This is a genomic window from Streptomyces panaciradicis, assembly GCF_023516615.1.
In the GTDB taxonomy this organism is placed as follows: Bacteria; Actinomycetota; Actinomycetes; order Streptomycetales; family Streptomycetaceae; genus Streptomyces; species Streptomyces panaciradicis.
Genome location: NZ_JAMGBF010000207.1, coordinates 1 through 18,208, shown reverse-complemented (window position 1 = coordinate 18,208; position 18,208 = coordinate 1). Strand labels below are relative to the sequence as shown.

The window sequence follows — 18,208 nt, the reverse complement described above, 5'->3', positions numbered from 1 at the left end:
CGCCGACCCCTGGCAGCTGCTGCGGGTCGGCGGTGTGCGGCCCGAGCAGGCCGACGGCTTCGCGCGGGCGCTGCTCGGCGCGCAGGCCGGGCCGGACGACGAGCGGCGGGGCCGGGCGCTCACGGGGTGGCTGCTGGAGCAGGCCGCCCTGGCCGGGCACACCGCGCTGGAGATGCGGGCGCTGACCGCCGCGCTGGTCCAGCGGGGCGTGCCGGACGCCGACACCGCCGTGCAGAACGCCGTCGCGGAGGGCGAGGCCCTGGTCTTCCAGGACGCCCTGGACCCGCGCGCACCGGAGCCGACGGAGGACGACGAGGAGGGCGCGGAGGGCGCGGAGCGGCCCGTGCGCATCCTGGTCGGCCTGGAGCGGTACGCGCTCGCGGAGGAGAGCCTCGCCGACGGACTGGCCCGGCTGATCAACTCGGTGCCGAAGGAGGACGGTTCGGCCCCGGAGTGGGAGCGGGCGGCCGAGGCGGCCAGGGGCTCCACCGCCGAGCTGATCCGCGCCGCGGCGGGCAGCGGCCTGGTCCTGCACACGGGCGGTGAGGCGTCCCTGGCCGAACCGGCGACCCTGCTGCGCACGGCGTCCGCCCTCGGCCTGCGCGCCTGGGCGGCGACGCACACACCGACGGGCCGCGAACGCTTCGCGCGCCTGCTGAACGGAACGGAGGAGCCGGGCGCCCCGACGCCGAGCCCCTCGACGCCGGGCAGCCCTGCGACCAGCGGCAGCGCCGACGCCGGGCGCGGCGACAGCACCGCCGGCGGCGTCACGCCGGGCGGATCGGCCGGTCTGCCCGTCGCCACCGTCGCCGGGCTTCTGGCCGGGGCCGAGGGGCCCGGGCGGGATGCCGACGGGGCGTTGGACCTGGATCTGCTCGTCGTGCTCGACGCGCCTCAGCTGGATGTCGAGACGGCCGCGCTGCTCGTCGAGTCGCTGCCCGACGGGGCCCGCCTGGTGCTGGCCGGTGATCCGGCGGTGCTGTGGTCGGCCGGTCCCGGGCGGGTGTTCGCGGATCTGCTGGCGGCGCGTGTCTGCCCGCAGGTCGCCTCCCGCCTGCCGGACCCCGGGCCCCTCGGCGAGCTCGTCTCCGGCATCGGCGTCGGCGAGCTCACCCAGGTGGAGGCCCCCGGCAAGGAGGTCGTGATCGTGCCGGTGCGGGACGCGGGCGAGGCCGTGCACCGCACCGTGCAGCTGGTCGCCGACTCGGTGCCGCGCGCGCTCGGCGTCCCCGCCGAGCAGACGCAGGTGATCACGCCGGGCCACGGCGGCGCCGCCGGCACCCGCGCCCTGAACGCCGCCCTCAAGGAGCGCCTCAACCCGGGCCCGGGCCGCTTCGGCGGCTTCGACCCCGGTGACCGCGTCGCCTACTCCCCCGCCCCAGGCCGTACCGTGCCGGGGCAGGTGGTCAAGGCGGACGCCGACGGCCTGCACCTGTCGTGCGCGGGCGTCCCGGTCGTCGTACCGAAGGAGCGGGTGGAGCAGTGCGTGCGGCACGGCTGGGCGCTCACCGCGCACCAGGCCGTGGGCAGCCGGTGGCCCGCGGCGGTCGTGGTGCTCCCCGGGGACGCCGCTCAGGCGCTGAACCGCCCCTGGGTCTACACGGCGTTCAGCCGGGCCGACCGCCACCTCTCCGTGGTGCACGGCGTGGACCAGGCCCTGCCGAAGGCGGTCGCCGAGATCCCCGCGAAGCCGCGCACGACCCGTCTGCCCGTCCTCCTGGCCACCCAACTGCCCCCGGCCACCTGACCGCCCCGAAAGGGGCGCGGGGAACTGCGCGACCGGCCACGCACGGCCCGCGGCCCGGCACGCACCAGGTCGCACCGCGGCGCAACCGCACCACCAGCCGCCCCGCACACACGAGAGCGGCGGTCACGGACACCCCGCGACCGCCGCCCTCGGCACTCCTCAGCGATCCGCGTCCAGCGGCTCGAGATCCTCGTCCTCGTCCAGCTCCGGGTCGATCTCGTCCTCGAGGTCGTCCCCGTCCAGATCGTCGTCGAACACCGCGCTGACGTCGAAGCGGCACACCACGGCCTGCGGATCGACGCCGTCGAACGGCGCCTCCAGCCACTCACCGGGCTCCGCGGGATCCTCCGCGGCGGTCACCCACAGCGTGGAGTCGCCCTCCTCCAGCCCGAACTCCTTGTGCCGCGAGGCGATCTCGTCCGGCTCGAACTCGCCGAACAGAATGCCCAGCGCCCCGTGCACCGTGCCGGAGACCCCCGTGTCCGTCGCGTCCTCGTCCGCGGCCTCCACCCGCTGCGCCTGCGCCAGCAGCCGCTGCGGCTCCACCACGGAGTAGTCGCGGCGGATGAGCACGCTGAGCGCGTTCGGCTCCTCGGGGCCCGTGTACGGCGGCAGCGTGTCCTCCGCGCCGGGGATCTCGAAGGGGGTCACCTCGTCGTAGCGGTCGTAGAGCAGCTCGTCGTACGCCTCGGCGGCCGCCGCCAGCTGGTTGAACGCCTCGTAGACGGCCGGGTCGTCCTCCCCCGACCGGCGTTCGACGGCCGCCAGGTGGCGGTCGAGCGCGGTCTTGACCGCCTCGGCGGCGGCGCGTACCTCGGCAGCGGTGGGCTGCGCAGCATCAGACATAGTGCAGACGCTATCCGTACCGGGCCCCAGCCCGCACAATAGATGCGATGCCGGAATACGAATTTGTCGACGTGTACGTACCGCGCGGGGTTTCCCGCAAGGACGCCACACGCCTGCTGACGGACCATGCCGAGTACGGACACTGGGAGTTGGACCGCCTCAGTCTGATGCGCGACGGCAGCCGCAGGGTGCGGCTGCGTCGGCGGATCATCCGCCAGGTGCGCGCCACCTGGTGAGCGAGGGGCGGCGACAGGATCACCGGAAACGGAGCGGGCCCCGCCGAGGCGGGGCCCGCTCCGTGATGTGTGTCACGCGGTGCTACGCGGAGGCGCGTGCCTTGCGGTAGAGCACGGCACCGGCCAGGAGCGCTCCGGCTCCGACGGGGAGCACGATGCCCAGCGGCAGCTCGCTGCCGGTGTGGGCGAGCTGCGAGACCGCCTCGGGTCCGTTGAGCGTCTGGGCGCCCGGCTGGTTGGCGTGCGAGGAGCCGCCCGGCGTGTGGACACCGGTGCCGGGCGGTGTGCCGGGGGTGCCGGGGTGACCGGGCTGCGCGGGCGTGCCCGGGTTCCCGGGGGTGCCCGGAGTGCCCGGGTTTCCGGGCTGTCCGGGCTGTCCGGGCGGCGTCCCGTGGCCGCCCCCGGGGGGCGTGGTGTGTCCGCTGCCCGAACCGCCGCCGGCGCAGTCGTTGCCGGTGGTGGGGTTGCCGGCGCCGATGACGTTCACGCTGTTGCCGCAGGCGTTGACCGGCGCGTCGATGGGTGCCTCGACGTGGTTGCCGGAGCCGACGCCCGGGGAGTCACTGCTGTGGCCGCCCGCGTGCGAGCCGCCGGAGCCCGTGCCGCCGTGGCCGCCGTGGCCGCCGGACGGTGCGCCGCCCTGGTCGGCGCAGCCGTTGCCGGCGGCGGGGTTGAGCACGCCGACGACGTTCACGGTGTTGCCGCAGACGTTCACCGGGGCGTGCACAGGCGCCTGCACCGTGTTGCCCGACAGCACGCCGGGCGAGTCCGAGGCACTGCCGACCGCGCCCGCGTCGGCGTGCGCGTAGCCGCCGGCGGCGGCGAGGACGCCGGTGGCGGCCGCCACCGTCATCAGGCCCTTGCGGGTCACCTGTCGCATTCCTGAATTCCCCCCTGCTTTCGAACCTGACCTGGAATCATCGGGTAAAGCCCGGTCGGCTCCGGAGCGCATGGCGCGCGCTCCGGAGCCGACGGGTCGTGAAAACGATCGGCCTCAGCGGGCCGGCGTCACTTGTTGATGCAGGTGTTGCCGAAGGCGGGGTTCAGCAGCCCGATCACGGAGACCGTGTTGCCGCAGACGTTCACCGGGACGTGCACCGGAACCTGAATGACGTTGCCGGACGCGACACCCGGGGAATGCACCGCGGCACCCTGAGCACCGGCGTCGGCGACGGCCAGGCCCGCACCCGCGAGAACCAGACCACCGGTGGCAGCCGCAGCAGCGACGACCTTCTTGATCATTATTCCTCCTTGTTGGCAATGCGATCCCAAGTAGCGGATCGCATCACCTGTAACGAGGAGGGATGAATGGAGCTACGAGCGTATGAGCACATTCACTCTTCTCAGTCAGTTCCGTACACGCAGCCGATTTCCGGGGTCATGACGCGTCGATGAAACGGTCGAGAACGCGCACGCCGAATTTCAGGCCGTCGACCGGCACCCGCTCGTCGACACCGTGGAACATGCCGGCGAAGTCCAGCTCCGGGGGCAGCTTCAGGGGCGCGAAGCCGAAACCGCGGATGCCGAGGTCGTCGAAGGACTTGGCGTCCGTGCCGCCGGAGAGCATGTAGGGGATCGCCTTGGCCGTCGGGTCCTCCGCCAGCAGCGAGGACTGCATGGCCTCGACCAGGGCGCCGTCGAAGGAGGTCTCCAGCGCCTTGTCGGAGTGCACGTCCTCGCGCCGCACCTTGGGGCCGAGGATCGAGTCGAGGTCGGCGAGGAACTCCTCCTCGTGCCCGGGCAGGAAACGCCCGTCGACGTGCGCCGTGGCCTCGCCGGGGATGACGTTGACCTTGTAGCCGGCGCCGAGCTGGGTGGGGTTGGCGGTGTTGCTCAGCGTCGCGCCGATCAGCTTGGCGATGCCGCCGAGCCGGGCCAGGGTCGCCTCCATGTCCTCCGGGTCCAGCTCGGTGCCCAGGGCGTCGCCGAGTTCGTCGAGGAAGGCGCGGGTGGTCTTGGTGACCCGGACGGGGAACCGGTGCCGGCCGAGCCGGGCGACGGCCTCCGACAGCTCGGTGATGGCGTTGTCGCGGTGGATCATCGAGCCGTGGCCCGCGGTGCCGGCCACGGTCAGCTTCATCCAGTGCATGCCCTTCTCGGCCGTCTGGATCAGGTAGAGCCTGCGCTGCTCGCTCACGGTGAACGAGAACCCGCCCACCTCGCTGATGGCCTCGGTGACGCCCTCGAAGAGGTCGGGGTGCCGGTCCACCAGGTGCCGGGCGCCGTACGTGCCGCCGGCCTCCTCGTCCGCGAGGAACGCCAGCACGATGTCGCGCGGGGGCCGGCGTCCGCTGCGCAGCCGGTCGCGGACGACCGCCAGGGTCATCGCGTCCATGTCCTTCATGTCGACGGCGCCCCGGCCCCACACGCACCCGTCGGCGATCTCGCCGGAGAAGGGGTGGTGGGTCCAGTCGTCGGCGTTGGCGGGCACGACGTCCAGGTGGCCGTGGATCAGCAGCGCGGGCCGGGAGGGGTCCTCCCCCTCGATGCGGGCCACCGTGGAGGCGCGGCCGGGGTGCGACTCGAAGATCTTCGGCTCCAGGCCCACCTCGGCGAGCTTCTCGGCGACCCACTCGGCCGCCTTGCGCTCGCCCGGTCCCGAGTGGTCGCCGTAGTTGCTGGTGTCGAAGCGGATCAGGTCGCGGCAGAGGTCCACGACCTCGTCCTCGCCGGTGACGCCCCTGGCCGTGTCCGTGTCGCTCACGCTGCTTCCTCCCGCTGTCACTGCTGGTGGTTCCCCTCATCCTGCCCCTCCGCCGCGCCGCGCCCAAGAGCGGGACCGGCCCGTCACACGCCGTTCACGCGGGCGCCGGGGCCGGACGGGGGGTGATCGGGCACCCCTCGAAAGCCTGGTAATGTTTCCCTCGTCGCCGCGGGGCAGACCCCGCACGACAGACACCTTGTCCGGGTGGCGGAATGGCAGACGCGCTAGCTTGAGGTGCTAGTGCCCTTTATCGGGCGTGGGGGTTCAAGTCCCCCCTCGGACACTTCACAGGCCGGGCGGATCGAGAGACATCTCGATCCGCCCGGTTCTTTTTCGTGCCCTGGTCCGGGGCCGGGACCGATGGTCCCCGGCGGGTCCCGGTCGGCCCCTCGTGGGGGTGGTACCGCGGTGGTCACGTGGATGGTGGGGCTTGTCCCGCGGCGTGAGCCCCGGACCGAAGGAGCTGATCGCCATGACGACCCTGGCAGCGACACCGGACCGTCCGGTTCGGGTGGAGGCGGTGCTCGACGCACCACTGTCGCGGTGGCTGTGGCTGGTGAAGTGGATCCTGGTCATCCCGCACTACGTGGTGCTGTTCTTCCTGTGGGTCGCGTTCACCCTGGTGAGCGTGGTCGCGTTCTTCAGCATCCTGTTCACCGGCCGCTATCCCCGCACCCTGTTCGACTTCAATCTGGGGGTGCTGCGCTGGAGCTGGCGGGTCGCCTACTACTCGTACGGCGCCCTCGGCACCGACCGGTACCCACCGTTCAGCCTGGGCGAGGAGCCCGACTACCCGGCCCGGCTGGACATCGCCTATCCGGAACACCTCTCGCGCGGCCTGGTGCTGGTGAAGTGGTGGCTGCTGGCGATCCCGCACTACATCGTCATCGGGTTCTTCCTCGGCGGCTGGCGGGTCGGCTGGTGGGACGGCGGCCTGGTCGCCGTGCTGGCCCTCATCGCGGCCGTGACCCTGGCGTTCACCGAGAAGTACCCCAAGGGCCTGTTCGACCTGATCCTGGGCCTGAACCGGTGGGTGCTGCGGGTGGCCGCCTACGTGGCGCTGATGACGGACAGCTACCCGCCGTTCCGGCTCGACATGGGAGGTGACGAGCCCGCAGTGGCGACCACGGTGGAGGACCGGCCGTGACCGCCCTGCTGGTCGCCGGGTTCCTGATCGTGCACGGGCTGCTGCACCCGGGCGTCTGGACGGCGCCCCGGCAGCCCGGCCGGCCGGCCCCGTTCGACCCGGGACACTCGTGGGCGCTGTCCGCGGCCCATGTCGCGCCCGCCCCGGCCAGGTCCGCCGCGCTGGCCCTGGCCTGGTGGACGGCGCTGGTCTACTGCGCCGCCGGCATCGGGGTGCTCGCGGGCGGCGGCTGGTGGTCCGCGACGGCGCTCGTCGCGGCCGTGAGCGGGCTCGTCCTGAAGGCGCTGTGGTTCGACCCGTGGCTGAGCGTGGGCGTCCTGCTGGACCTGGGCGTGGTGGCCGCCGTCGCCGCCTCCTGGCCGGCGTCCCTGTACTGAACCCGCAAGTCCCCGCCCCAGCGCCGGAGATGGGGCGGAACAAAGGCCCTCACTCTCGGTGTGGGGTATCTCTCTCCGGCGTGAAACCCGCAGGTCAGTGATGCATGGTGCGCGGTAGGTTCGCCCGGACGGCCCACCCGGGTCGCCGTTCTACGGGGCCGAACCTAACTTCGTACTAAAATTTCCGGCTTGTTACGGAGCTGGAGGAGGACAACCCCAGGCAGACCTGCGGGCCCGCCAGCGCCCCGGAGGCTTCCGGGATCGAGACGCGAGGACCGATGGCAGCGATACACGAGAGCAGTGCTCTCGGCCTGCTCGACGAAGAGCTCAGCGCTGAGATCCACCGACAGTTCGGCGACACCGCCCGCTTCTCCGCAGGTCAGGCGGCCTCCCCACGGACCCTGGTCGACATCTTCGACGCCTCCGTGCGCTCCTACCCCGGTGAGCTCGCCCTGGACGACGGCTCGCGGCAGCTCACCTACCGGGAGCTGGCGGCCGAGGTCGAGCGGCTGCGCGGGCGGCTGGCCGCCGCCGGAGTCGGGCTCGGCGACCGGGTGGGGGTCCGGGTCCCCTCGGGCACCAACGAGCTGTACGTGGCGATCCTGGCCGTCCTCGCCGCCGGTGCCGCCTACGTCCCCGTCGACGCCGAGGACCCGGACGAGCGGGCCGAGCTGGTGTTCGGGGAGGCGGAGGTGCGGGCCGTCGTCGGCGCCGGACACGAGCTGAGCGTCACCGGGCGCGGTGCGGCGCGGGCCGCGCGGCCCACCATCGAGCACGACGCGTGGATCATCTTCACCTCCGGCTCCACCGGGAAGCCCAAGGGCGTCGCCGTCTCCCACCGCAGCGCAGCGGCGTTCGTGGACGCCGAGGCCGCGCTGTTCCTCACCGACGACCCGATCGGTCCGGGCGACCGGGTCATGGCGGGGCTGTCGGTGGCCTTCGACGCGTCCTGCGAGGAGATGTGGCTGGCCTGGCGCTACGGCGCCTGTCTGGTGCCGGTGCCGCGCTCGCAGGTCAGGAGCGGTGCCGACCTCGGTCCCTGGCTGGTCGAGCAGGAGATCAGCGTCGTCTCGACGGTGCCGACCCTCGCTGCGCTCTGGGAGCCCGAGGCCCTCGACGACGTCCGCCTGCTGATCTTCGGCGGCGAGGCCTGTCCGCCGGAGCTGGTGCAGCGGCTGGTGACGGAGGGCCGGGAGGTGTGGAACACCTACGGGCCGACCGAGGCCACCGTCGTCGCCTGCGCCTCGCTGATGAGCGGTGCCGAGCCGATCCGCATCGGGCTGCCGCTGGCCGGCTGGGAGCTGGCCGTCGTCGACGAGGCCGGGGAGCCCGTCGCGATGGGCGCCAGCGGGCAGCTGGTGATCGGCGGTGTGGGTCTGGCCCGGTACCTGGACGCCGAGAAGGACGCCGAGAAGTACGCGCCCCTCGCCTCTCTGGGCTGGGAGCGGGCGTACCGCAGCGGCGACCTGGTCAGGGCCGAACCCGAGGGGCTGGTCTTCCTCGGGCGGGCCGACGAGCAGATCAAGCTCGGCGGCCGCCGGATCGAGCTCGGCGAGGTCGATTCCGCGCTGCAGGCGCTGCCCGGGGTGGCCGGCGCGGCCGCCGCGGTTCGGACCGCGCGCGGCGGCAACCAGCTGCTGGTCGGCTATGTCGTCACCCAGGACGGCTGGGACCACGCGGCCGCGGTGGAGAAGCTGCGCGCCGAACTGCCCGCGGCGCTCGTCCCGCTGCTCGCTCCGGTCGCCGAGCTGCCGACCCGGACCAGCGGCAAGGTCGACCGCGACGCGCTGCCCTGGCCCCTGGAGGGCCTGGAGACCGGCGGGCCGGCCGAGCGGCTGTACGGCACCGAGGCGTGGCTCGCCGAGCAGTGGACGGAAGTCCTCGGCATCCCCGTCACCAGCGCCCGCGACGACTTCTTCGCGATCGGCGGCGGCAGTCTGGCCGCCGCGCAGCTGACCACCCGGCTGCGCGCCCGCTACCCGAGCGCCGCCGTCCTCGACATCTACCAGCAGCCCACGCTGCGCAAGCTGGCGCGGCGGCTGGAGGACTCGGCGCAGGACGACGGGGGCAGCCGCACGGTCGCGCCCGTCCCCGCCCGGGCCAGGGTCTTCCAGCTGCTGCTCCTCGTTCCGCTGTTCACGCTGCTCGGGCTGCGCTGGACGGTGGCGCTGGCCGCGCTGGGGAACCTGCTGCCCGCCTGGTCGTGGCTGCCGACGGCGCCCTGGTGGCTGCTCGCGGCCGCCGCCCTGCTGCTCTTCAGCCCGCCCGGCCGGCTCGCGATCGCGGCGGGTGGCGCGCGGCTGCTGCTGCGGGGTGTGCGCCCGGGCCGGTACGCGCGCGGCGGCGGCGTCCACCTGCGGCTGTGGACGGCGGAGCGGCTGGCCGAGTTCAGCGGCGCGACCTCGCTGACGGGCTCCTGGCTGGAGCGGTACGCGCGCGCCCTGGGCGCCAAGGTCGGCCAGGACGTCGACCTGCACTCGCTGCCTCCGGTCACCGGCCTGCTGAAGCTGGGCCGGGGCGCGGCCGTGGAGTCCGAGGTCGACCTGTCCGGCTGGTGGCTGGACGGCGACCGGCTGGAGATCGGCCAGGTCAAGGTCGGCGCGCACGCCACCGTCGGCACCCGCAGCATCCTCTTCCCGGGCGCCCGCGTCGGCAAGCGCGCCGAGGTGGCGCCGGGTTCGGCGGTCACCGGGCAGATCCCGACCGGCCAGCGCTGGGCGGGCGCTCCCGCGGTCAAGCTCGGCAAGGCCAAGCGGAACTGGCCCAAGGACCGGCCGCAGCGGGGCACGTACTGGCGGGTGATGTACGGCCTGACGGGCCTGGTCCTCACCGCGCTGCCGCTGCTGGCCGGCGGGGCCGCCTTCCTCGTGGCGTACGCCCTCGTCGACCCGGCCGCGCCGGTGCGCGGGGCCGCGCTCGCCCTGGTCCCGGCGACGCTGGCCTTCGGGGCGGCGTACGCGCTGCTGATCCTCGTCGGCGTGCGGCTGCTGAGTGTGGGGCTGCGGGAGGGGACGTATCCGACGCACAGCCGGACCGGGTGGCAGGCGTGGACGGTCACCCAGCTGATGGACCGCTCCCGGGACACGCTGTTCCCGCTGTACGCCGGGCTGGTGACGCCGGTGTGGCTGCGGCTGCTCGGCATGCGCGTCGGGCGCGGCGCCGAGGTGTCGACCGTGCTGGCGCTGCCCAGCCTGACGACGGTCGGCGAGGGCGCGTTCCTGGCCGACGACACGCTGACGGCGCCGTACGAGCTGGGGCGCGGCTGGATGCGGATCGGGCGCGCGGAGATCGGGCGGCGGGCGTTCCTCGGGAACTCGGGGATGACCGCGCCGGGGCGGAGCGTGCCGGACGGCGGGCTGGTCGGGGTGCTGTCGGCCACGCCGAAGAAGGCGAAGAAGGGCAGCTCCTATCTGGGGCTGCCGCCGGTGAAGCTGCCGCGCAACACCGAGCCGGGCGACCAGAGCCGGACGTACGACCCGCCGGCGCGGCTGCTGTGGGCGCGCGGGCTGGTGGAGCTGTGCCGGATCCTGCCGGTGTTCTGCTCGGCCGCGCTGGCCGCCGGCACGATGGCGGTGCTGTGCCTGCTGGGGCCGTGGGCGCCGCTGCTGTCCGGGCTGGTGCTGCTCGGGGCGGGCGTGCTGGCCGCGCTGGTCTCGGTGCTCGCGAAGTGGCTGCTGGTGGGGCGGCACCACACGGGCGAGCATCCGCTGTGGAGCGGTTATGTGTGGCGCAACGAGCTCGCCGATACCTTCGTCGAGGTCGTGGCGGTGCCGTGGCTGGCCGGGGCGGTGCCGGGGACGTCGCTGATGAACGGGTGGCTGCGCGCTCTGGGCGCCCGCATCGGCAGGGGCGTGTGGGTGGAGAGCTACTGGCTGCCGGAGAGCGATCTGGTGACCTTGGAGGACGCGGCGACGGTCAACCGGGGCTGCGTGCTGCAGACCCACCTCTTCCACGACCGGATCTTGCGGACGGATACTGTTGTCCTCCGTGAGGGCGCCACGCTGGGCCCTGGCGGGATCGTGCTGCCCGGCAGCACGATCGGGGCCCGTACCACCCTGGGTCCCGCGTCGCTCGTCATGGCCGCGGAGTCCGTCCCGGACGACACCCGCTGGCTGGGCAACCCGATCGAGGCATGGCGTCCCTGAAAGCGGGCCACTCGGGATCGGTGGGCGGTGTACCGGCGGGCAGTGGCGGCGCAGGGCAGGGAGCGGAAGCGGCAGTGGCGGTTCAGCAGTCGGCGGCGGCCGACCCGTACTTTCCGGAACACGGTGACCCCCGTTACCGCGTGCACCGGTACGAGATCACGCTGGACTACCGTCCGGGGCCGAACCGGCTGGCGGGCGCCGTCCGGATCAACGCCATAGCGGGACGGTCGCCGCTCGCCGAGTTCTTCCTGAACCTGTCCGACTTCAGGATCGGCCGGGTGCGGGTGGACGGCCGGCAGCCGCACTACACCCACCGCGGCGGCCGGCTGCGCATCCGGCCCGCCAAGCCGGTCCGCCCCGGTGCCGCGTTCACGGTCGAGGTGCACTGGTCGGGCAACCCGAAGCCGGTGAGCAGCCCGTGGGGCGGGCTGGGCTGGGAGGAGCTGGAGGACGGGGCGCTGGTGGCGAGCCAGCCGATCGGGGCGCCGTCCTGGTACCCGTGCAACGACCGGCCGGCGGACAAGGCCTCCTACCAGATCTCGGTGACCACGCCGTCGGCGTACGCGGTGGTCGCCGGCGGGCGGCTGCTGACCCGTACGACCAAGGCGTCCACCACCACCTGGGTGTACGAGCAGGCCGCGCCGACCTCCAGCTATCTGGTGGGGCTCGCGATCGGCAAGTACCAGACGGTGCTGCTGGGCGATCCGGGACCGGGCGGGGTGCCGCAGCACGGGCACATCCCGGCGCACCTGCTGCCGGAGTTCTCGCGGGACTTCGCGCGGCAGCCGCGGATGATGGACCTGTTCCAGGAGCTGTTCGGGCCCTACCCGTTCGAGGAGTACGCGGTCGTGGTGACCGACGAGGAGCTCGATGTGCCGGTGGAGGCACAGGGGTTGTCGCTGTTCGGCGCCAACCACGTGGACGGGGCCCGGGGTTCGGAGCGGCTGGTCGCGCACGAGCTGGCGCACCAGTGGTTCGGCAACAGCGTGTCCATCGCGGACTGGCGGCACATCTGGCTGAACGAGGGGTTCGCCAAGTACGCCGAGTGGCTGTGGTCGGAGCGCTCGGGCGGCCGGTCCGCGCAGCAACTGGCCGCCGCCGCGCACCGGTTGCTGTCCTCGCAGCCGCAGGACCTGAAGCTGGCCGACCCCGGGCGCAAGACGATGTTCGACGACCGGCTCTACGAGCGCGGCGGCCTCGCCGTGCACGCGGTGCGCTGTGCGCTGGGCGACGACGCGTTCTTCCGCATGCTGCGGGGCTGGACAAGCCTGCACCGGGGCGGCGCGGTCACCAGCGCGATGTTCACCGCGCACGCCAACCGGTACGCGGACGAGCCGCTGGACGACGTGTTCGACGCCTGGCTGTACCGCACGGCGCTGCCCGCCCTGCCCACCCTGGTGCCGGCGCGTCCGACGCATCCGCCCACCAACGCCGAGTCGGCGTAGCGGGGGACGGCGGCCGGTGCGGGAGAATGGCGCCCATGTCCCGACGTACCCCGCCCTCCGGGCGCCGGCGCGGCTCCGCGCCCGCTGCCGCCGCCTTTTGTCCCTGCGGTCTCGGAGAGCCGTACGACGCGTGCTGCGGCCGCTTCCTCGGGGGTGAGGCGGCCGCGCCGACCGCGGAGGCACTGATGCGGTCGCGCTATACGGCCTTCGTCCGGCTGGACGAGCCGTACCTGCTGCGCACCTGGCACCCGCGGACCCGGCCGGCGCGTCTCGACCTCGATCCCGGCATGCGCTGGACGGGCCTGGAGATCCTCGGCACGACCGACGGCTCGGCCTTCCACGGCACCGGCACGGTGACGTTCCGGGCGTCGTTCAGGGGCGGTTCGCTGCACGAGCGCAGCCGGTTCGAGCGGGTGGACGGGGCGTGGGTGTACGTGGACGGGGAGTTCCTCGATTAGGCGCTCCGCTCGATGAGCGGGACTGGGGCGTCGGGCTTCTGCGGGTCCGTCGTGGCTGGTCGCGCAGTTCCCCGCGCCCCTTCAGGGCGCGAGCGAACCGCAACGGACTTCACCACGTCCGCTCAGGGCGCCAGTATGTCCAGTTCCTGGAGCGCCCCCACCGTGATCTCGCGGGTCAGCTCCTCGGCGCGGGCGGCGTCGCCCTCCCGGACCGCCTCGGCGACCTGGACGTGCAGGGTCACGGCGGCCGGGTCGGGGTCCTCGAACATCACCTCGTGGTGGGTGCGGCCCGCGAGGACCTCGGCCACGACGTCGCCGAGGCGCGCGAACATCTCGTTGCCCGAGGCCGTGAGGATGATCCGGTGGAAGGCCATGTCGTGGACGAGGTAGCCCTCCAGGCGGTGGCCGCGGGAGTTGGCGACCATGCCGAGCGCGCACTCGGTCAGCTCCGCGCACTGCTCGGCGGTCGCGTGCCGGGCCGCGAGTCCGGCCGCGACCGGTTCGATCGCGGAGCGCAGCACGGTCAGGGAGCGCAGCTGCCCGGGGCGGTCGGCGCCGGCCAGCCGCCAGCGGATGACCTGGGGGTCGTAGACGTTCCACTCGGCCTTCGGGCGCACGGTCACGCCGACGCGACGGCGGGACTCCACGAGGTGCATCGACTCCAGGACGCGGACCGCCTCGCGCATCACGGAGCGTGAGACGTCGAAACGCTGGGCCAGTTCGTCGGTGCGCAGAACGCTGCCCGGCGGGTACTCCCCCGCGGTGATCGCGGGGCCGAGGGTGTCCAGTACATGGCCGTGCAGCCCCCGGCCCGGTGTGCTCATGCACTCAGAGTACGTGCCGGATCACACCTTCAAAAAGTCAGACTTATTTGTCACAGGCTCTTGAATTCGTCGTACCTAATCGGTTTCAGTTACGTCGACACCAGTCGAAGAAGACAGTGAGGCAGCGATGAGCACCCCCCATGTCGTCGTGGTGATGGGCGTCGCGGGCACCGGCAAGACCACCATCGGTCCCCTGCTCGCGGCCCGGCTCGGCGTCCCGTACGCCGAGGGCGACGACTTCCACCCGCAGGCCAACATCGCCAAGATGTCGGCCGGCGTCCCGCTCGGCGACGACGACCGCTGGCCGTGGCTCGACGCCATCGGCGCCTGGGCGCACGGGCGGGCGGGACTCGGCGGAGTGGTCAGCTGCTCGGCGCTGAAACGGTCCTACCGCGACCGGCTCCGCGCCGCCGCGCCCGGCGTCGTCTTCGTCCATCTGGCGGGCGACCGCGCCCTCATCGAGGACCGGATGTCCCACCGTCAGGGGCACTTCATGCCGACCGCGCTGCTCGACTCCCAGTTCGCCACGCTCCAGCCGCTGGAGCGGGACGAGGCGGGCGTCGCCGTGGACGTCGCCGGCAGCCCCGAACAGATCACCGAACGGGCCGTGAAGGCACTCGCCGACCTCCCGTAACCCCCCGCGCCTCCCCCTCCCCTCCCCGTACCTGCAAGGGAACTCCCCCGTGACCAGACTCAGCGTCGAGATGCTGGCAGCGGACGCGCCCGAGCCGATCACTTCGGCCGGCCACGCTCAGCTGGGCATCGCCGTACTGGCGGGCATCGCCGTCATCGTGCTGCTCATCACCAAGTTCAAACTGCACGCCTTCCTGTCGCTGACCCTCGGGTCGCTGGTGCTCGGCGCGGTCGCCGGCGCGCCCCTCGACAAGGTGATCACCAGCTTCACCACCGGCCTCGGGACCACGGTCGCCGGCGTCGGCGTGCTGATCGCGCTCGGCGCGATCCTCGGCAAGATGCTCGCCGACTCCGGCGGCGCCGACGAGATCGTCGACACGATCCTCGCCAAGGCGGGCGGCCGGGCCATGCCGTGGGCGATGGTGCTGATCGCCTCGGTGATCGGCCTGCCGCTGTTCTTCGAGGTCGGCGTGGTGCTGCTGATCCCGGTCGTGCTGATGGTCGCCAAGCGCGGCAACTACTCCCTGATGCGGATCGGCATACCCGCCCTGGCCGGTCTGTCCGTGATGCACGGCCTGGTGCCGCCGCACCCCGGCCCGCTGGTCGCGATCGACGCGGTGCACGCCAACCTCGGCGTCACCCTCGCCCTGGGCGTCCTCATCGCCATCCCGACGGTGATCGTCGCCGGGCCGCTGTTCTCCAAGGTCGCCGCGCGCTGGGTGGACGTCCAGGCTCCCGACCGGATGATCCCGCAGCGCGCCTCGGAGGAGCTGGAGACCCGTCCGAGCTTCGGTGCCACGCTGACCACGATCCTGCTGCCGGTCGTCCTGATGCTCTCCAAGGCGCTGGTCGACATCGTGATCGACGACCCGACGAACCTCACCCAGCGCGTCTTCGACGTCGTCGGCTCCCCGCTGATCGCCCTGCTCGCCGCCGTGCTGCTCGGCATCTTCACGCTGCTGCGGCCCGCCGGGTTCGGCAAGGAGCGGCTCACCCCGCTGGTGGACAAGGGCCTCGCGCCCATCGCGGGCATCCTGCTGATCGTCGGCGCGGGCGGCGGCTTCAAGCAGACGCTGATCGACACCGGCGTGGGCCAGATGATCCTGGACATCTCCAAGGACTGGTCGATCCCGGCGCTGCTGCTGGCCTGGCTGATCGCCGTGATCATCCGCCTCGCCACCGGCTCGGCGACGGTGGCGACGGTCTCGGCGGCCGGCCTGGTGGCCCCGCTCGCGGCCGACATGTCGACCACCCACACGGCCCTGCTGGTCCTGGCGATCGGCGCCGGCTCGCTCTTCTTCAGCCATGTCAACGACGCCGGGTTCTGGCTGGTCAAGGAGTACTTCGGCCTGAGCGTCGGCGAGACCGTCAAGACGTGGTCGGTCATGGAGACGATCATCTCCGTGGTCGCGGGCGGCCTGGTCCTGCTGCTGTCGCTGGTCATCTAGGAGGACGCGGATGAGCCACCCCCTGTTCGACATCCGCGGCCGCACCGCCCTGGTGACCGGCGCCGGCCGGGGCATCGGCCTGGCGCTGGCCCGGGGCCTGGCGGAGGCCGGCTGCACCGTGGTCCTCAACGGACGCGACGCCGGCCGGCTCACCGACGCGGCCGCGCGGCTGCCCGGCGAGATCCACACGGCCGTCTTCGACGTCACCGACGGACCCTCGGTCAAGGCGGGCATCGCCGATGTCGAACAGCGGGTCGGCCCGCTCGACATCCTCGTCAACAACGCGGGCATGCAACTGCGCGCCCCACTGACGGAGTTCACCGACTCCGACTGGCACCGCATCCTGGACACCAACCTCACCAGCGCCTTCCTGGTCGGCCGGGAGGCGGCCCGGTACATGACCGCCCGCGGCCACGGCAAGATCGTCAACATCTGCTCGCTGCAGAGCGAGGTGGTCCGCCCGGGCATCGCGCCCTACGCGGCCACCAAGGGCGCGCTGAAGATGCTGACCAAGGGCATGTGCGCCGACTGGGGCCCGTACGGCGTGCAGGTCAACGGCCTCGGCCCCGGCTACATCGAGACCGAGCTGACCCAACCCCTCGTCGACGACGAGGAGTTCAGCGCGTGGGTGCGCCGCCGCACCCCGGCCGGCCGCTGGGGCACCACCGAGGACCTGGTCGGCGGACTGCTGTTCCTGGCCTCGCCCGCGGCCGACTTCGTCGGCGGGCAGGTGCTGTACGTCGACGGCGGCATGACGAGCGTGCTGTGAAGGAGGCCGCGCGGATGCTCGGTTGTGTGATCCACGGTCGCGGCGATCTGCGCGTGGAGGAGCTGCCGGTACCGGAGCCCGGCCCCGGGCAGGCTCTCGTCGCCGTCCGCTACGGCGGCGTCTGCGGCTCCGACCTGCACTACCTCCGGCACGGCGGAGTGGGCGACTTCCGCCTGCGAGAGCCGATGCTGCTCGGCCACGAGGTGGTGGGGACGGTGCTGGCGTACGGCACCGCGTCCCCGGCGGGTCCCGCCCCGGGCACGGCCGTCGCCGTGCACCCGGCCACCCCGTGCGGCGCCTGCCCGGAGTGCGTCCGGGGGCGCCGCACCATCTGCCGGGACACCCGCTACCTCGGCAGCGCGGCCCGCTTCCCGCACGTGCAGGGCGGCTTCGCGGCCCGAGTCGTCGTCCCCGCCGATCAGTTGAGGCCGCTCCCCGCGAGCCTGGAGCTGCGCCGGGCGGCCCTCGCCGAGCCGCTCGCCGTCGCCCTGCACGCCGTGCACCGGGCCGGGGACGTGGCCGGACGGCACGTCCTGGTCACCGGCGCCGGCCCGATCGGCTGTCTCGTGGTCGCCGCGGCCCGGGCGGCGGGTGCCACCCGGGTCACCGTCACCGATCTCCTTCCGGCGGCGCTGGAATACGCCCGTACCGCCGGAGCCGACACCGTCGTACGGGCGGACGACCCGGACGATCCCGGGTGGCCGGCCGAGGCGGACGTGGCCGTGGAGGCGTCCGGGGTGGCCGCCGGTCTGGAGACCTGTCTGCGTCTGGTGCGGCGCGGCGGGGTCGTCGTCCAGCTCGGGATGCTGCCGCCCGGGCCGAGCCCCTTCGCGGGGAACCTCGTCGTGAGCCGGGAGATCGAGCTGCGGGGAGCCTTCCGTTTCGACGCCGAGTTCGACGAGGCGTTGCGGCTGCTCGCGGCCCGGCCCGCGCTCGACGGGCTGGTCAGCGCGGTGGTCCCGGTGCGGGAGGCGGCCTCGGCCTTCGCGCTGGCGGCCGACCGGAGCCGTTCCTGCAAGGTGCTGCTGGACTTCGGGGCGCCGTGAAAGGGTTCCCCGGCGGCCCGGCCGCCCGCATCATGAGGAGATCCCGGGGCGGGGGCCTCGGGGTTCACGGTGTCGGGGGGCTTCATGGCTGTTTCCCTCGGGACGCGCATCTCGGGGCTGCTGGTGGCCGGAGCGGTGGCGGTGGCCGTCACGGCCTTCGGCGGTGACCGGGGTGGCGGACCGGAGAGCGGCGGAGACGGCGGTGGCGGCGCGATCGTGACCGCGGGCCCCTCCGCCCGCCCGCTCGCCGCCGCCCCGTCCGCCTCCCCCACTCCCCGTCAGTCGCCCGCCGGCGAGGCGAGCGCCCTCGTGGACCCCACCGCGCCGCCGCACGCCCACCGCGGCACCGCCCCGCACCCGTCCGCCTCCCCCACGCGGCCGCC

General features: G+C 73.3%; 16 protein-coding genes, 1 tRNA gene and 1 pseudogene. 13 read left to right on the top strand and 5 right to left on the bottom strand.

What is annotated here, in order from left to right; translation table 11 throughout:
* A partial coding sequence (locus M8J74_RS40875) for an ATP-binding domain-containing protein (RefSeq protein WP_249841247.1) occupies positions 1 to 1,747 on the top strand: 1,747 nt, incomplete at its 5' end.
* Between the two features lie 159 nt (positions 1,748 to 1,906).
* Here the strand turns inward: M8J74_RS40875 and M8J74_RS40870 are convergent.
* The gene (locus tag M8J74_RS40870; RefSeq protein ID WP_249841246.1) at positions 1,907 to 2,593 is read right to left on the bottom strand and encodes a hypothetical protein; all 687 of its coding nucleotides are present in this window, start codon (positions 2,591 to 2,593) and stop codon (positions 1,907 to 1,909) included.
* 47 nt (positions 2,594 to 2,640) lie between these two features.
* Here M8J74_RS40870 and M8J74_RS40865 point away from each other — a divergent pair, with 47 nt between their 5' ends.
* Positions 2,641 to 2,829 carry a DUF5703 family protein gene (locus tag M8J74_RS40865; protein WP_007380901.1) on the top strand — a complete coding sequence of 63 codons (189 nt, stop codon included), beginning with the start codon at positions 2,641 to 2,643 and terminating at the stop codon, positions 2,827 to 2,829.
* A gap of 82 nt (positions 2,830 to 2,911) precedes the next feature.
* Here M8J74_RS40865 and M8J74_RS40860 read toward each other — a convergent pair whose 3' ends face one another.
* The 3 genes from M8J74_RS40860 to M8J74_RS40850 form a co-directional block, all read right to left on the bottom strand.
* Positions 2,912 to 3,709 (bottom strand): chaplin, encoded by a 798-nt coding sequence (locus M8J74_RS40860; protein ID WP_249841245.1) that lies wholly within the window; start codon positions 3,707 to 3,709, stop codon positions 2,912 to 2,914.
* Positions 3,710 to 3,837: 128 nt separating this feature from the next.
* On the bottom strand, positions 3,838 to 4,071 hold the full coding sequence (chpH, locus tag M8J74_RS40855; RefSeq protein WP_200700911.1) for a chaplin ChpH: 234 nt from the start codon (positions 4,069 to 4,071) through the stop codon (positions 3,838 to 3,840).
* Between the two features lie 136 nt (positions 4,072 to 4,207).
* Entirely contained in the window at positions 4,208 to 5,533 is a 1,326-nt protein-coding gene (locus M8J74_RS40850) for a M20/M25/M40 family metallo-hydrolase (protein WP_249841244.1), read from the bottom strand.
* A 198-nt stretch (positions 5,534 to 5,731) separates the two neighbouring features.
* On the opposite strand from M8J74_RS40850, the gene M8J74_RS40845 reads away from it, so the two are divergent.
* The 6 genes from M8J74_RS40845 to M8J74_RS40820 all read left to right on the top strand — a co-directional run bounded on the left by M8J74_RS40845 (position 5,732) and on the right by M8J74_RS40820 (position 13,105).
* Positions 5,732 to 5,816 (top strand) — tRNA-Leu (locus M8J74_RS40845).
* A 189-nt stretch (positions 5,817 to 6,005) separates the two neighbouring features.
* The gene (locus tag M8J74_RS40840) at positions 6,006 to 6,680 is read left to right on the top strand and encodes a DUF4389 domain-containing protein (protein ID WP_249841243.1); all 675 of its coding nucleotides are present in this window, start codon (positions 6,006 to 6,008) and stop codon (positions 6,678 to 6,680) included.
* On the top strand, positions 6,677 to 7,057 hold the full coding sequence (locus tag M8J74_RS40835) for a hypothetical protein (RefSeq protein WP_249841242.1): 381 nt from the start codon (positions 6,677 to 6,679) through the stop codon (positions 7,055 to 7,057). The genes M8J74_RS40840 and M8J74_RS40835 overlap by 4 nt, the downstream gene beginning before the upstream one ends.
* Positions 7,058 to 7,335: 278 nt before the next feature.
* Complete coding sequence (locus M8J74_RS40830; RefSeq protein ID WP_249841241.1) at positions 7,336 to 11,202, top strand: Pls/PosA family non-ribosomal peptide synthetase; 3,867 nt, start codon at positions 7,336 to 7,338, stop codon at positions 11,200 to 11,202.
* A 74-nt stretch (positions 11,203 to 11,276) separates the two neighbouring features.
* Positions 11,277 to 12,647: a M1 family metallopeptidase gene (locus M8J74_RS40825; RefSeq protein ID WP_249841240.1), complete on the top strand. Its 1,371-nt coding sequence runs from the start codon at positions 11,277 to 11,279 to the stop codon at positions 12,645 to 12,647.
* A gap of 35 nt (positions 12,648 to 12,682) precedes the next feature.
* Positions 12,683 to 13,105: a YchJ family protein gene (locus tag M8J74_RS40820; protein WP_249841239.1), complete on the top strand. Its 423-nt coding sequence runs from the start codon at positions 12,683 to 12,685 to the stop codon at positions 13,103 to 13,105.
* Positions 13,106 to 13,227: 122 nt separating this feature from the next.
* On the opposite strand, the gene M8J74_RS40815 is transcribed toward M8J74_RS40820, so the two are convergent.
* Positions 13,228 to 13,929 (bottom strand): FadR/GntR family transcriptional regulator, encoded by a 702-nt coding sequence (locus M8J74_RS40815; RefSeq protein ID WP_058926297.1) that lies wholly within the window; start codon positions 13,927 to 13,929, stop codon positions 13,228 to 13,230.
* A gap of 127 nt (positions 13,930 to 14,056) precedes the next feature.
* Here M8J74_RS40815 and M8J74_RS40810 point away from each other — a divergent pair, with 127 nt between their 5' ends.
* The 5 genes and pseudogenes from M8J74_RS40810 to M8J74_RS40790 form a co-directional block, all read left to right on the top strand.
* Entirely contained in the window at positions 14,057 to 14,563 is a 507-nt protein-coding gene (locus tag M8J74_RS40810; protein ID WP_058926296.1) for a gluconokinase, read from the top strand.
* A gap of 49 nt (positions 14,564 to 14,612) precedes the next feature.
* Positions 14,613 to 16,010 (top strand): GntP family permease, encoded by a 1,398-nt coding sequence (locus tag M8J74_RS40805; RefSeq protein ID WP_249841238.1) that lies wholly within the window; start codon positions 14,613 to 14,615, stop codon positions 16,008 to 16,010.
* Between the two features lie 10 nt (positions 16,011 to 16,020).
* Positions 16,021 to 16,779: an SDR family oxidoreductase gene (locus M8J74_RS40800; RefSeq protein WP_249841237.1), complete on the top strand. Its 759-nt coding sequence runs from the start codon at positions 16,021 to 16,023 to the stop codon at positions 16,777 to 16,779.
* 14 nt (positions 16,780 to 16,793) lie between these two features.
* The gene (locus M8J74_RS40795) at positions 16,794 to 17,825 is read left to right on the top strand and encodes an L-idonate 5-dehydrogenase (RefSeq protein WP_249841236.1); all 1,032 of its coding nucleotides are present in this window, start codon (positions 16,794 to 16,796) and stop codon (positions 17,823 to 17,825) included.
* Between the two features lie 84 nt (positions 17,826 to 17,909).
* A pseudogene (locus M8J74_RS40790) lies at positions 17,910 to 18,208 on the top strand (hypothetical protein); the annotation flags it as partial.

Coding starts and splice junctions, on each gene's coding strand:
- M8J74_RS40870 (WP_249841246.1), bottom strand. CDS start 2,593: ATGTCTGATGCTGCGCAGCCCACCGCTGCCGAGGTACGCGCCGCCGCC.
- M8J74_RS40865 (WP_007380901.1), top strand. CDS start 2,641: ATGCCGGAATACGAATTTGTCGACGTGTACGTACCGCGCGGGGTTTCC.
- M8J74_RS40860 (WP_249841245.1), bottom strand. CDS start 3,709: ATGCGACAGGTGACCCGCAAGGGCCTGATGACGGTGGCGGCCGCCACC.
- chpH (WP_200700911.1), bottom strand. CDS start 4,071: ATGATCAAGAAGGTCGTCGCTGCTGCGGCTGCCACCGGTGGTCTGGTT.
- M8J74_RS40840 (WP_249841243.1), top strand. CDS start 6,006: ATGACGACCCTGGCAGCGACACCGGACCGTCCGGTTCGGGTGGAGGCG.
- M8J74_RS40830 (WP_249841241.1), top strand. CDS start 7,336: ATGGCAGCGATACACGAGAGCAGTGCTCTCGGCCTGCTCGACGAAGAG.
- M8J74_RS40820 (WP_249841239.1), top strand. CDS start 12,683: ATGTCCCGACGTACCCCGCCCTCCGGGCGCCGGCGCGGCTCCGCGCCC.
- M8J74_RS40815 (WP_058926297.1), bottom strand. CDS start 13,929: ATGAGCACACCGGGCCGGGGGCTGCACGGCCATGTACTGGACACCCTC.
- M8J74_RS40810 (WP_058926296.1), top strand. CDS start 14,057: ATGAGCACCCCCCATGTCGTCGTGGTGATGGGCGTCGCGGGCACCGGC.
- M8J74_RS40800 (WP_249841237.1), top strand. CDS start 16,021: ATGAGCCACCCCCTGTTCGACATCCGCGGCCGCACCGCCCTGGTGACC.
- M8J74_RS40795 (WP_249841236.1), top strand. CDS start 16,794: ATGCTCGGTTGTGTGATCCACGGTCGCGGCGATCTGCGCGTGGAGGAG.